10 protein-coding genes are annotated in these 13,611 nt (G+C 71.7%); 7 read left to right on the top strand and 3 right to left on the bottom strand.

Annotation, left to right across the window (positions count from 1 at the left end; all coding sequences use genetic code 11):
• Positions 1-444, bottom strand: a 444-nt coding sequence (locus GA0115240_RS03755; protein WP_093735213.1) for a GNAT family N-acetyltransferase, incomplete at its 3' end; no start/stop codon positions are given.
• Positions 445-1,082: 638 nt separating this feature from the next.
• On the opposite strand from GA0115240_RS03755, the gene GA0115240_RS03760 reads away from it, so the two are divergent.
• From GA0115240_RS03760 to glgC, 3 genes are all read left to right on the top strand, one after another.
• Entirely contained in the window at positions 1,083-2,759 is a 1,677-nt protein-coding gene (locus GA0115240_RS03760) for a lectin (protein ID WP_093735214.1), read from the top strand.
• 77 nt (positions 2,760-2,836) lie between these two features.
• Complete coding sequence (gene glgA, locus GA0115240_RS03765; RefSeq protein WP_202450999.1) at positions 2,837-4,042, top strand: glycogen synthase; 1,206 nt, start codon at positions 2,837-2,839, stop codon at positions 4,040-4,042.
• Positions 4,043-4,149: 107 nt separating this feature from the next.
• Positions 4,150-5,367, top strand: coding sequence for a glucose-1-phosphate adenylyltransferase (glgC, locus tag GA0115240_RS03770; RefSeq protein ID WP_093735216.1), 1,218 nt, complete (start codon positions 4,150-4,152; stop codon positions 5,365-5,367).
• A 9-nt stretch (positions 5,368-5,376) separates the two neighbouring features.
• Here the strand turns inward: glgC and GA0115240_RS03775 are convergent, their stop codons facing one another.
• Together GA0115240_RS03775 and GA0115240_RS03780 are read right to left on the bottom strand one after the other, a co-directional pair.
• Complete coding sequence (locus GA0115240_RS03775; protein WP_093735217.1) at positions 5,377-5,970, bottom strand: TetR/AcrR family transcriptional regulator; 594 nt, start codon at positions 5,968-5,970, stop codon at positions 5,377-5,379.
• 84 nt (positions 5,971-6,054) lie between these two features.
• Positions 6,055-6,828 (bottom strand): SDR family NAD(P)-dependent oxidoreductase, encoded by a 774-nt coding sequence (locus GA0115240_RS03780; RefSeq protein WP_093735218.1) that lies wholly within the window; start codon positions 6,826-6,828, stop codon positions 6,055-6,057.
• A gap of 335 nt (positions 6,829-7,163) precedes the next feature.
• Between GA0115240_RS03780 and GA0115240_RS03785 the strand changes: the two genes are divergently transcribed.
• The 4 genes from GA0115240_RS03785 to GA0115240_RS03800 all read left to right on the top strand — a co-directional run.
• Positions 7,164-7,487, top strand: coding sequence for a plasmid stabilization protein (locus tag GA0115240_RS03785; RefSeq protein WP_093735219.1), 324 nt, complete (start codon positions 7,164-7,166; stop codon positions 7,485-7,487).
• An 85-nt stretch (positions 7,488-7,572) separates the two neighbouring features.
• Complete coding sequence (locus GA0115240_RS03790) at positions 7,573-10,698, top strand: FAD-binding and (Fe-S)-binding domain-containing protein (protein WP_093735220.1); 3,126 nt, start codon at positions 7,573-7,575, stop codon at positions 10,696-10,698.
• A gap of 95 nt (positions 10,699-10,793) precedes the next feature.
• Positions 10,794-12,626 carry a thiamine pyrophosphate-requiring protein gene (locus GA0115240_RS03795; protein ID WP_176724977.1) on the top strand — a complete coding sequence of 611 codons (1,833 nt, stop codon included), beginning with the start codon at positions 10,794-10,796 and terminating at the stop codon, positions 12,624-12,626.
• 163 nt (positions 12,627-12,789) lie between these two features.
• Positions 12,790-13,611, top strand: an 822-nt coding sequence (locus GA0115240_RS03800) for an SDR family oxidoreductase (protein ID WP_093735222.1), incomplete at its 3' end; no start/stop codon positions are given.

Genomic DNA, 13,611 nt, shown 5'->3' on the forward strand with positions numbered 1-13,611 from the left:
CAGATACGCGTGCACGGCCGGAGTGTGCGGAGCCAGCACCTCCAGCCACACCGCGCTCAGCGACGCTATGGTGAACGCCCAGTCGAGCGTGAGCGCGGTGGCCTCGGCCGCGTAACCGAGGCCGCGGTGCTCCGGGGCTATCACCAGGGTGAATTCGGCGTTGTTGACCGATTGGTCCACGCTGAGGGACGTCGTTCCGACCGGAACCCCGTCCGCGGCGGTGATCACTTCGAAGAGCTGGTAGTGCGACGAGGTGTGGATGCTGTGGAAGCGGGCCTGGAACACTTCCCAGGACACCGGCCAGCGGGCACCGAAGCCGACGACGGTCGCCGGGTCGGTCTCCCACCGGTGGTAGTCCTGCATCATCTCTTCCCTCGCCAGGGCCAGTGCCAACCGCTCGCCGCGGCGCAGCGGTACGGGTGCGGTCGCGTGGGGGGTGGTCATCACGCTGTTCTCTCCTACGTGTGCCCGGGTGGGGGTCGTTGCAGCCGTCCATAAAGCGTCAATCCGCCAGCCGCGGGGACGGGTCGGATCGGGCATATTGCCACCCGGCGTCCGGCGATGTGCTTAGGCCGGGCGGCGCCGGGCCGGTCCCCGGCCCTTGCCGCGCCGCCCCAGGGGCCGCTCGGGTGGTCTGCCGTCCCATCGGGCCTGGCCGACCGCCGGCCCGGCGGTGGACGATGCCGATGACGGCGGCGCAGCGATCGTGGCCGAATACCGAACCGGCGGCGAAGGAGCCCGGCCGGCCCGCGGATGCGCTCAAGCAGTGAACCCACTCATCCGATCTTTGAGGTCGGCGCAGACGGTCCGACGACTATACTCACTGCCTTAAATCATCTCATACAGGACAAAAGATCCAGTTGGTCCGGACCCTTGACGGGATGTTTGTTTCAGCAGTTGAATCCCTGCAGACCTCAAACCGCTTATGCAGAAGTGCTCAGCGTGGCGCCTGCCGTGACCCGGCGGTCGCCTCCCCACCGCAAGCCTGCGCAGATCAAGCGGAACATCTGGCATGCCGTTGTCGACCACGCATGGCCCGCCGCCGGGACGCTGAGTTCAGCTGTTGAACATCGGAGTTCTCCATGGGTGTGTCACGTCGTACGTTCCTGGGCACCGCGGCCGGCGGATCGGCCGCGGCCGGGCTGGCCGCGCTCGGTATGGCCCGGACCGCCTCCGCCGCCGGCGCCGCGCCGGCCGCGAGCGGTCCCGGTGATGTGGTCGGCAAGGTCACCGTCGGCTACCAGGGCTGGTTCGCCTGTATCGGCGACGGTGCCCCGATCAATTCCTGGTGGCACTACAGCGCCAACGGGGGTCAGCCGCCGTCCCCGTCCAACACCACGATCGTGGCCTGGCCGGACGTCCGGGAGTTCACCAAGACGTATCACTCGGGATACGCGAACCTCGGCAACGGCCAGCCCGCCAACCTGTTCTCGTCCTACGACCAGCAGACGGTCGACACCCACTTCTCGTGGCTGCAGCAGAACAACATCGACACCGCCGCGCTGCAGCGCTTCAACCCCAACGGCAGCGAGGGCCCGACCCGCGACGCGATGGCCGCCAAGGTGCGCAGCTCGGCCGAGACGCACGGCCGGAAGTTCTACATCATGTACGACGTGTCCGGCTGGACGAACATGCAGTCCGAGATCAAGACCGACTGGACCAGTAAGATGAAGGCGCACACCGCCTCATCGGCCTACGCGACCCAGAACGGCAAGCCCGTCGTCTGCATCTGGGGCTTCGGCTTCGCCGACGACCAGCGCCCCTTCGACGCGGCGTCCTGCCTGGACGTCGTCAACTGGTTCAAGGACCAGGGCTGCTACGTCATCGGCGGCGTGCCGACCTGGTGGCGCCTGGGCAACCAGGACTCGCGCCCCGGCTTCCTCGACGTTTACCACGCCTTCAACATGCTCTCGCCCTGGATGGTCGGCCGGATCGGGAACGTCGCCGACGCCGACAACTTCTACAACGTCGCCACCGTCCCGGACCTGGCCGACTGCGCCGCGCACGGCATCGACTACCAGCCCTGCGTGCTGCCCGGGGCCGTCACCTTGCGCCAGCGCGCGCACGGCGACTTCATGTGGCGCCAGTTCTACAACATGAAACGCGCCGGGGTGCAGGGCATCTACATCTCGATGTTCGACGAGTTCAACGAGGGCAACCAGATCGCCAAGACCGCCGAATCCTCGGCCTGGCTGCCCACCAACTCCGGCATGCTCGCCCTCGACGAGGACGGCACCGCCTGCTCCTCCGACTACTACCTGCGGCTGACCGGCGACGGCGGCAAGATGCTCAAGGGCCAGATCGCCCTGACCGCCACCCGCCCCACCCAGCCCGTGGCCACCGGCGGAACCAGCCCCGGCACCGGCACCGTGATCAGCCTGCGGGCTCTCGCCAACAGCGAGTACGTCACCGCCGACAACGCCGGGGCGTCCCCGCTGATCGCCAACCGCGCCACCGCCCAGGCCTGGGAGCAGTTCGACCTGCTGGACGCCGGCGGCGGCAACGTCGCGCTGCGCGCGCACGCCAACAACCTCATCGTCACCGCCGACAACGCCGGCGCCTCGCCGCTCATCGCCAACCGGACCTCGATCGGCCCGTGGGAGAGCTTCCAGCTGATCCACAACCCGAGCGGTACCGTCAGCCTGAAGTCGCTGGCCAACAATCTGTACGTCACGGCCGAGAACGCCGGCGCCTCGCCGCTGGTCGCCAACCGGACCGCCATCGGAACCTGGGAGCAGTTCGATCTGATCACCTCGTAACAGCACGATCACCCGGTCACAAAGATCCGGCCGTCTCGACGTGATATGCCTTCCGGAACGGGGAAGGCGAGGAGAGCATGCGACGGTCGGACGACGGGTCGAGGGATGGTGAGGGCGCGGTGAAGGTGGGGTTGCTGACCCGGGAGTATCCGCCGGATGTCTACGGCGGGGCCGGGGTCCACGTGGAGTTCCTCGCCCGCGAGCTGCGCGCCCTGGTGGATCTGGAAGTGCACAGCTGGGGAGAGGGCGCCGAGCGCGGGGTGATCCGGCACCGCGCCCCCGCCTCCCTGGACGGCGCCAACGACGCGCTGCGCACCTTCGCCGTGGACCTGTCGATGGCCGCCGCGCTGGACGGCCGCGAACTGCTGCACTCCCACACCTGGTACGCCAACCTGGCCGGCCACATCGGCAAGCTGCTCTACGGCATACCGCACGTCCTGACCGCGCACTCCCTGGAGCCCCTGCGGCCCTGGAAGGCGGAGCAACTGGGCGGCGGCTACGCGCTGTCCAGCTGGGCCGAGCGCACCGCGATGGAGTCCGCCGACGCCGTGGTCGCCGTCTCGGACGGCATGCGCCGGGACATCCTGGCCAGCTATCCGGCGCTCGACCCCGAACGGGTCCACGTGATCCGCAACGGCATCGACACCGCCACCTACCGCCCCGACCCGCGCACCGAGGTCCTGGAGCGGATCGGCATCGACCCCGACCGCCCCTACGTGCTGTTCGTCGGCCGGATCACCCGGCAGAAGGGCGTACCGCACCTGCTGCGCGCCGCCCGCCGGATCGACCCCGCCGCCCAGCTGGTGCTCTGTGCCGGCGCCCCCGACACCCCCGCCCTGGACCGCGAGTTCCGGGCGCTGTTCGACGAACTGAGCGCGGTACGCGACGGGGTGCACTGGATCCCGGCCATGCTGCCCCGCCCCGCCGTTGTCCAACTCCTCACCCACGCCGCGCTGTTCGTCTGCCCGTCGGTGTACGAGCCGCTGGGCATCGTCAACCTGGAGGCGATGGCGTGCGGCACCGCCGTGGTGGCCTCCGCCGTCGGCGGCATCCCGGAGGTGGTCGACGACGGCCGCACCGGGCTGCTGGTGCCCTACCGGGAGAGCCAGCCGGAGGCCTTCGAGAACGGCCTGGCCGAGGCGATCGACCGGCTGATCGGCGACCCGGCGACCGCCACCCGGATGGGCGAGGCGGGCCGGGAGCGCGCGGTGACCGAGTTCGGCTGGGACACCGTGGCCGGGCGCACCGCCGATCTCTACCGGACGGTGCTCAAGGACGGCTGATCGGCCGATCGGCAGCGCCCCGGGCCCGACGGCGGGGGCGGGCGGGCCAGCGGGAACCGGGCGGCATCCGCCGGACACCGGGGAGCGGACGATGTGAGGGGGCTTCGATGCGTGGTGGACCTTCGGTGCTGGGCATAGTGCTGGCCGGTGGCGCGGGGAAGCGGCTGATGCCGCTCACCGCCGACCGGGCCAAACCGGCGGTGACCTTCGGCGGCACCTACCGGCTGGTGGACTTCGTCCTGTCCAACCTGGTCAACGGCGACATCCTGCGGATCTGCGTACTGACCCAGTACAAGTCGCACTCCCTGGACCGGCACGTCACCACCACCTGGCGGATGTCGAGCCTGCTGGGCAACTACGTCACCCCGGTGCCGGCCCAGCAGCGGCTCGGCCCGCGCTGGTTCCTCGGCAGCGCCGACGCGATCCTGCAGTCGCTCAACCTCATCCACGACGAGCAGCCCGACTACGTGGCGGTGTTCGGCGCCGACCATGTGTACCGGATGGACCCGCGGCAGATGCTCGCCCAGCACATCGAGCACGGCGCGGGCGTCACGGTGGCCGGGATCAAGGTGCCCAAGGCGGACGCCGCCGCTTTCGGCGTGATCACCCCGGCCAGCGACGGCATCGAGGTGGAGCGCTTCCTGGAGAAGCCGGCCGACCCGCCCGGACTGCCCGACGACCCGAGCCGGGTCTTCGCCTCCATGGGCAACTACCTGTTCACCACCAAGACCTTGCTGGAAGCGCTGCACGAGGACGCCGAGGACCCGCAGTCCGTGCACGACATGGGCGGCAGCATCCTGCCCCGGCTCACCGCCAAGGGCGTCGCCCAGGTCTACGACTTCGACACCAACCACGTGCCCGGCGAGACCTCCCGCGACCACGGCTACTGGCGGGACGTGGGCACCCTGGACGCCTACTACGACGCCCACATGGACCTGATCTCCGACCAGCCGGCCTTCAGCCTCTACAACCGGCGCTGGCCGATCTACACCAACCAGAACAGCCTGCCGCCGGCCAAGATCGCGGCCGGCGGCATCGTCGGCGAGTCGGTGATCAGCCCGGGCTGCGTGATCCGCGGCCAGGTCACCCGCTCGGTGCTGTCGCCCGGCGTGGTGGTGGACGTCGGCGCCGTCGTGCAGGGCTCGGTGCTGCACGACAACGTACGGGTCGGGCGCGGCGCCATCGTCCGGGGCGCGGTGCTGGACAAGAACGTGGACGTGCCGCCCGGGGCCACCATCGGCGTCAACCCGGACCGCGACGGCCAGCTGTACACCGTCTCGGCGGGCGGGGTGATCGCGCTCGGCAAGGGCCAGCAGGTGCTGTGAGCGGCCGGGCTACGGCTGGACGCGGAGCTGGTCGAGGGTCAGGTCGAGGGCGGCTTCCAGCGAGCCGGAACGGCCGGTGACGATCAGCACGATCGCGCCGCCCTGGACGGCGGCCAGCAGCGCGTCGGCCGCCCGGTCGGCGGCCAGCCCGTGCGTCATCAGCTCGCGGCCCTGCATGTGGCGCACCCCTGCCGCCAGCTTGGCGTGCCAGCGGTCCATCAGCTCGACCTGCACCGCGCGGGCGCCCTTGTCGTCCGGGTCGAGCTGGCCGAGCAGCACCCGCAGCGGGCACCTGCTGCCCTGGCGTTTGTAGCGGGCCACCACGGTGTTCCGCCAGGCGTGCCAGGACCGCCAGGACGTCAGCTCGTCCAGGTACGGCTGCTGGTCGGCGAGGATCTGGTCGGCCTCGTGCGCCGCGGCCGCCAGCACCAGCTGCTCCCGGCCGTCCGGGAAGTAGTGGAAGAGCTGGCTCTTGCTGGTCCTGGTCGCCTCGCGGACATCGTCCAGTGACACCCCCGCGCCCGACTGCCGCATCAGCACCGCGGTGCCCTCGATGATGCGCTGCCGGGTCGCGGCACCTTTGGTCGTCAGCCCCTGCGGCACGCCCGCCCCTTCCCGATGAATGGACTTCCCGGTCCAATGATACGGCGTCGGCCGGGCGCCGACGGGCCGGAACCGGGACGGTGATCACGCGGCGTTGATCACCGCGACGCCCACCCGCCCGCCGTCCACGTCGAGCACCGTGCCGTGCACGAAGGCCGCCTCGTCGCTCGCCAGGTAGACCGCGGCCTGCGCGATCGCGTCCGGCAGGCCGGGCGCCCCGGCCGGGGTGCCCTTCATCATCACATCGCCCGGGTACGACTCGGTCTCGTCCGGCGACACGACGCGCACGACGCCGGGCGATATCGCGTTCACCCGTACCCCGGCGGGTCCGAATTCGGCCGCCCAGGCCCGGGTCAGCGTCTCCATCGCCCCCTTGGTGGAGCTGTACAGCGCGCCGACCGGGATGCCGAGCCGGGCGATCCAGGAGCCGAGGTTGACGATCGCGCCGCCGCCGGCGGCCGCCATGGCCGGTGCGACGGCCGCGGTGAGGAAGAAGGGGGCCTTCACATTGACCGCGTACACCCGGTCGAAGCTGGCCTCGTCGGTGCTCGCGGTGACCGCGCCGGGGTGGATGGCGGCGTTGTTGACCAGGATGTCGATCCGGCCGCCGAGCAGCCCGGTGGCCCGTTCGGCCAGCGCGACGCCGGCCGCCGCGCTGCCGTCCAGATCGGCCGCGACGAAGTCGGCGCGCCCGCCGGCCGCCCTGATCCGGGCCACCACCTCGGCGCCGCGGATCTCGTCGCGGCCGGAGACCACGACGTGCGCGCCCTGCGCGCCGAAGGCGATGGCGATCGCCCGCCCGATGTTGCTGGTCGCTCCGGTGACGAGCGCCGTCCTGTCCTGCAGCCGTGCGGTCATGCGGTTCCGACCTCTTTCACAATGGACTGTGCGGTTCAGAAAAACGGTAGCACGACGTTGGACCGCTGGGTCCAGAGTGGAGCCGCTGCCGACAGCCGTGTGCGCCTACCGCCTCCGCCCGCCGCCTCCGCCCGCCGGGGCGGCCCCCCGGACGGACACCTACCACGGGCGCGGGCGGTCGTCCCTTGCCAACACTTGAACGACGCGCCCGCGTGCGTCCGGGCCGGCCGGGCAGGCGGGCCCCGATGGCGAGGGACCGGACACACCGGACCGGCACATGCGGCGCGGCGCGTACGGCGATGAGCAATCAGCGAGCGGCCAGAAAGGCGGGCACGATGCCCAGAGGATCCAACGCGAAGCGCGAACGGCAGTACGAGCACATCAAGGAGAGCGCGGAGCAGCGCGGCGAGTCCGGCGGCCGCGCCGAGGAGATCGCGGCGCGCACCGTGAACAAGGAGCGGGCCCGCTCCGGCGAGTCCCGGGCCGCCAGCCGGACCTCGACCCGGGACATGTCCTCGTCCCGGCGCGGCGGGCAGCGCTCGCACTCGGGGTCGCAGGGCCCGACGAAGGACCAGCTCTACAACGAGGCCCGGCAGCGCAACATCAAGGGCCGCTCATCCATGTCCAAGGCCGAACTCAGCAAGGCACTGGGTCGCTGACAGCCGCCAGCTCGCCGCACACCGCCGCCGGCCGCCCGCCGCGACCGGCGCCGACGGTGCGCGGGAGGCCCAGGGGAGGGCGTACATGACCACCGCCAGTCACACCGCACCACAAGGCGCGCCCGGTCCCGACCGGACCTCCGCCGCACCCGCGTCCACCGCCCCGCTCGACGTCGCCGCCCTGGAGACCGCTCTGCGGGAGGCGGTCGACGGCGAGGTGCGCTTCGACGCCGGCAGCCGCGGCGCTTACGCCACCGACGGCTCGAACTACCGGCAGGTGCCGATCGGGGTGGTCGTCCCGCGAACCGTCGAGGCCGGCGCCGCGGCCGTGGCGGTCTGCGCCCGCTTCGGCGCCCCGCTGCTGTCCCGAGGCGGCGGCACCAGCCTCGGCGGCCAGTGCACCAACACCGCGGTCGTCCTCGACTGGACCAAGTACTGCAACGCGCTGGTGTCGGTCGACCCCGAGCGGCGCACCTGCGTGGTCGAACCCGGCATCGTCCTGGACGAGCTGAACCGCCGACTCGCCCCGCACGGCCTGATGTTCGGCCCCAAACCGTCCACCCACAGCCACTGCACGCTGGGCGGCATGATCGGCAACAACTCCTGCGGCGCCTCCGCCCAGGCCTACGGCAAGACCGCCGACAACGTCCGCCGGCTGGAGATCCTCAGCTACGACGGCGCGCGGCTGTGGACCGGCGCCACCTCCGCCGACGAGTACGCGGCGATCACCGCCGCCGGCGACCGGCGCGCCGAGCTGTACCGGGGTATGCGGGCCATCGCCGACCGCTACCTGGCCGACATCCGCCACGGCTACCCGGCCATCCCGCGCCGGGTGTCCGGCTACAACCTCGACGACCTGCTGCCCGAGAACGGCTTCCACGTCGCGCGCGCCCTCAGCGGCAGCGAAGGCACCCTGGTCACCGTGCTGCACGCCGAACTGGACCTGGTGCCCGTACCGGCCGCCCAGGCCATCCTCGTCCTCGGCTACCCCGACATCTGCGCCGCCGCCGACGACGTGCCCCGGCTGCTGGAGCACTGCGCGCCGGCCCAGCTCGAAGCTCTCGACGACCGGATGGCGCAGCTCATGCACGAGGAGGACGCCTTCCTGGAGTCCATCGACTCCTTCCCGGAAGGCGGCAGCTGGCTGCTGCTGATGTTCACCGGCGACACCCAGGACGAGGTGGACCGCCAGTCCCGCGAACTGCTGGCGGCCATCGGACGCGCCGAGGACGACCCCAGTGTGTCCTTCTCCGACGACCCGCAGCGCGAGCAGCGGATGCTCCGGGCCCGCGAGGCCGGCCTCGGCGTCACCGCCCGGCCGCCGGACGGCCGCGAGACCTGGGAGGGCTGGGAGGACTCGGCGGTGCCGCCCGAGCGGCTCGGCGACTACCTGCGCGACCTCAAGGCGCTGTTCGCCGAGTTCGGCTACGACCACCCCTCGCTGTACGGGCACTTCGGCCAGGGCTGTGTGCACACCCGTATCCCCTTCGGGCTGCGCACCGCCGAAGGCGTCGCCTCCTTCCGGGAGTTCCTGCACAAGGCCGCCGACCTGGTGGTCTCCTACGGCGGTTCGCTGTCCGGCGAGCACGGCGACGGGCAGGCCAGGGGCGAACTGCTGCCGAGGATGTTCGGCGAGCGGCTGATCGGCGCCTTCGGTGAGCTCAAGGCGCTGTTCGACCCCGACGACCGGATGAACCCCGGCAAAGTCGTGGCCCCGCACCGGGCGGACGACAACCTGCGGCTCGGACCCCTGTGGCGCCCGCGTGACGACCGGGACGCCCGCTTCGGCTACCCCGACGACGACCACTCCTTCAACCAGGCCGTCATGCGCTGCGTGGGCATCGGCAACTGCCGCACCCACGAAGGCGGCGTGATGTGCCCGTCCTACCGCGCCACCGGCGAGGAGGAGCACTCCACCCGCGGCCGGGCCCGGCTGCTGTTCGAGATGATCGGCGGCCACGGCGACTCCCCGATCACCGACGGCTGGCGGTCCACCGAGGTCCGCGACGCCCTGGACCTGTGCCTGGCCTGCAAGGGCTGCAAGTCGGACTGCCCGGTCGGCGTCGACATGGCCACCTACAAGGCCGAGTTCCTCTCCCACCACTACCAGGGGCGGCTGCGCCCCGCCGCGCACTACGCGCTGGGCTGGCTGCCCCTGTGGGCCCGGGCCGCCCGGATCGCCCCCGCCCTGGTCAACACCGCCCTGCGCGCCCCGGGCCTGTCCCGCCTCGGCAAGCTGCTGGCCGGCGTGGCGTCCGAGCGCGAGACGCCGCTGTTCGCCGAGGAGACCTTCGTCGAGTGGTGGCGCGCGCGGACCGAACGGCTCGGCGCCCCCGAGCCGGACCCCGCCGATCCGCGCACCGTCGTGCTGTGGCCGGACACCTTCAGCAGCAACTTCCACCCGTCGGTGGCCACATCGGCGGTGCGGGTGCTGGAGGACGCCGGCTTTCGGGTCACCGTCCCCACCACCGCCGTGTGCTGCGGACTGACCTGGATCTCCACCGGCCAACTCGACATCGCCGAGCGGGTGCTGCGCCGCACCATCGACACGCTGCGGCCCTGGATCGAGGCCGGGACGCACATCGTCGGCCTGGAACCCTCCTGCACCGCCGTCTTCCGCGCCGACGCCCCCGAGCTGTTGCCGGACGACGAGGACGTCAAACGCCTCGCCGGGCAGTTCCTCACCTTCTCCGAACTCCTGCTGCGCCACGCGCCCGACGGTTGGCAGCCGCCGACGCTGACCCGGGCCGCGACCGTGCAGACCCACTGCCACCAGCACGCCGTCACCAAGTTCGACGCCGACCGCGAACTCATGCGCCGGGCCGGCCTGGACGCGCAGGTCCTGGACGAGGGCTGCTGCGGTCTGGCGGGCAACTTCGGCTTCGAGCGCGGCCACCACGACCTGTCGATGAAAATCGGCGAGGCGGGCGTACTCCCCGCGGTACGGCGGACCGCGCCCGGCGCGCTGGTGCTCGCCGACGGCTTCAGCTGCCGCACCCAGATCGAGCAGGGCGACACCGGGCGGCGCGCCCTGCACCTCGCCGAAGCCCTCGCGCTCGGCCTCGACGAGGGCCCGCCGCCCGCCGACCACCCCGAAAAGGCCGTCGCCCGGCCCGTCGCACCTGGGCCGGCCGGCACCCGGCTGGCCACCGCGACCGCCGTCGCCGCGGCCGCTGCCGGCGTCTGGGCGGTGCTGCGCCGCCGCACCTGAAGGCACCTGAACGCACCCCGACCCTCCGCGTCCGTACCCAACCGCACGGTCTGCCGGCCCCCAGGCTCCGCAAGATCGGCAAGAGAGGAACCCCCGTGTCGATCAAGGTGTCCGACCACGTATTGCAGCGGCTGCGCGAATGGGACGTCGAGCATGTCTTCGCCTACGCCGGCGACGGCATCAACGGCCTGCTCGCCGCGTGGGGCCGGGCCGACAACAAACCGGAGTTCATCCAGGCCCGGCACGAGGAGATGGCGGCCTTCGAGGCCGTCGGCTACGCCAAGTTCTCCGGCAAGGTCGGCGTCTGCGCGGCGACCTCCGGCCCCGGCGCCATCCACCTGCTCAACGGCCTGTACGACGCCAAACTCGACCACGTGCCGGTCGTCGCCATCGTCGGCCAGACCAACCGCAGTGCCATGGGCGGCAGTTACCAGCAGGAAGTGGACCTGCTCAGCCTGTTCAAGGATGTCGCCTCCGAATACTGCGAGATGGTGACCGTCCCCGAGCAACTGCCCAACGTCATCGACCGGGCGATCCGCACCGCCTACGCCAAGCGCACCGTCACGGCCGTCATCATCCCCGCCGACGTGCAGGAACTCGACTACACCGCGCCGACGCACGCCTTCAAGATGGTGCCCTCCAGCCTGGGCCTGGCCGACTACGCCCCGGTGCCCGCCGACGACGACATCGCCCGCGCCGCCGACGTCCTCAACTCCGGGGAGAAGGTGGCGATCCTGCTCGGCCAGGGCGCCCGCGGCGCCCGCCCGGAGGTCGAACAGCTCGCCGACCTGCTCGGCGCGGGCGTGGCCAAGGCGCTGCTCGGCAAGGACGTGCTGCCCGACGACCTGCCCTACGTCACCGGATCCATCGGCCTGCTCGGCACCCGGCCCTCCTACGAGATGATGCGCGACTGCGACACCCTGCTCGTGGTCGGATCGAGCTTCCCCTACTCCCAGTTCCTGCCGGAGTTCGACCAGGCCCGCGCGGTGCAGATCGACCACGACCCGTTCATGATCGGACTGCGCTACCCCTTCGAGGTCAATCTGGTCGGCGACGCGGCCGGCACCCTCAAACGGCTGCTGCCGCTGCTGAAGGCGAAGAAGCACGGCGACTGGCGCGCGACCGTGGAGGACAACACCGCCCGCTGGTGGGAGGTCATGCAGCGCCGCGCGGCCGTGGACGCCGACCCCATCAACCCCGAGTACGTCGTGCACGCGCTGGACGAACTCCTGCCGGAGAACGTCATGCTGGCCGCCGACTCCGGTTCGGCCGCCAACTGGTACGCCCGCCACCTGCGGATGCGCGGCGCCATGCGCGGCTCGCTGTCCGGCACGCTGGCCACCATGGGACCCGGCGTCCCGTACGTCATCGGCGCCAAATTCGCCCACCCGGACCGGCCCGCGCTCGCCATCGTCGGCGACGGCGCCATGCAGATGAACGGCATGGCCGAACTCATCACCGCCGCCAAGTACTGGAACCAGTGGGAGGATCCGCGGCTGATCGTCGCCGTCCTCAACAACCAGGACCTCAACCAGGTCACCTGGGAGATGCGGGCCATGGAGGGCGCCCCGCAGTTCGTACCGTCCCAGGGCCTGCCCGACGTGCGGTACGCCGACTTCGCCCGCTCCATCGGACTCGGCGGGGTCCGGGTGGAGGAGCCGGGCGGGGTCCAGGACGCCTGGCGGCAGGCGCTGGCCGCCGACCGGCCCTTCGTCATCGACTTCCGCACCGACCCGGCCGTGCCGCCCATCCCGCCGCACGCCGACCTGGACCAGATCGAGGCCGCCGCCTCGTCCGTCGTGCACGGGGACAGCGACCGCGCCGGCATGATCAAGCAGGGCGTCAAGGCCAAGGTGCAGGAACTGCTGCCCGGTCGCCGCCACCGCGGGGACCGGCCCGGGGCCGGCGACGAGCAGGACGGAAAGTGAGCCGGCTCCGCCCGCCGGCCGGCGGCGGGCGATGCCGGCCCGCAGGCTGATTCGCCGCCTGCCGGGCGGGAAGGCGCACCTCATCCCGCCGGGGGTCGAGCCGACCGACCGACGCATCGACCGCCGCAGCGGCAGCCGAACCGAGAGAAAGGCACCAGCCATCATGAACCGGACCGTCGTCATCACCGGCGCCAGCGCGGGTATCGGCCGGGCCTGCGCCAGGCTCTTCGCCCAAGAGGGCGACCGTGTGGTCCTGCTGGCCCGCGGCCGGGCCGGCCTGGACGCGGCGGCCGCCGAGGTCGAGGCGCTGGGCGGACAGGCGCTCGCCCTGCCGACCGATGTCGCCGACCACCGGCAGGTCGAGGCCGCCGCCGACGCCGCCGAGGAGGCCTTCGGACCCATCGACGTATGGGTCAATGTCGCCTTCACCTCGGTGTTCGCGCCGTTCCCCGAGATCGGCGCGGAGGACTACGAGCGGGTCACCGCCGTCTCCTACCTGGGCTTCGTCAACGGGACCCGGACCGCGCTGAGCCGGATGCGGCCGCGCGACCGCGGCACCGTCGTCCAGGTCGGCTCGGCGCTCGGCTCCCGTTCAATCCCGCTGCAGTCCGCCTACTGCGGTGCCAAGCACGCCGTCAACGGCTTCACCGAGGCGGTGCGCACCGAGCTGATGCACGACCACAGCCAGGTACGGATCACCGTGGTGCAGATGCCGGCCGTCAACACCCCCCAGTTCTCCTGGGTACGGTCCCGGCTGCCGCGCGACCCGCAGCCCGTACCGCCCATCTACCAGCCCGAGGTGGCCGCGCGCGCCGTCGTCTACGCGGCGGCGAACCCGCGGCGCAAGCAGTACTACGTCGGGGCGTCCACCGTGGCGACCATCCTCGGCAACAAGGTCGCCGCCGGTCTGCTGGACCGCTACCTGGCCCGCACCGGCTACGACTCCCAGCAGACCCCGGAGCACGCCGAGGGCGGCCGGCCCGAC

Origin of the sequence: Streptomyces sp. DvalAA-14, from assembly GCF_900091855.1 — a bacterium.
Taxonomy (GTDB): domain Bacteria; phylum Actinomycetota; class Actinomycetes; order Streptomycetales; family Streptomycetaceae; genus Actinacidiphila.

What these genes read in the sequence shown, in the direction of transcription:
- GA0115240_RS03760 (WP_093735214.1), top strand. Translation starts at nt 1,083, where the DNA reads ATGGGTGTGTCACGTCGTACGTTCCTGGGCACCGCGGCCGGCGGATCG.
- glgA (WP_202450999.1), top strand. Translation starts at nt 2,837, where the DNA reads ATGCGACGGTCGGACGACGGGTCGAGGGATGGTGAGGGCGCGGTGAAG.
- glgC (WP_093735216.1), top strand. Translation starts at nt 4,150, where the DNA reads ATGCGTGGTGGACCTTCGGTGCTGGGCATAGTGCTGGCCGGTGGCGCG.
- GA0115240_RS03780 (WP_093735218.1), bottom strand. Translation starts at nt 6,828, where the DNA reads ATGACCGCACGGCTGCAGGACAGGACGGCGCTCGTCACCGGAGCGACC.
- GA0115240_RS03785 (WP_093735219.1), top strand. Translation starts at nt 7,164, where the DNA reads ATGCCCAGAGGATCCAACGCGAAGCGCGAACGGCAGTACGAGCACATC.
- GA0115240_RS03790 (WP_093735220.1), top strand. Translation starts at nt 7,573, where the DNA reads ATGACCACCGCCAGTCACACCGCACCACAAGGCGCGCCCGGTCCCGAC.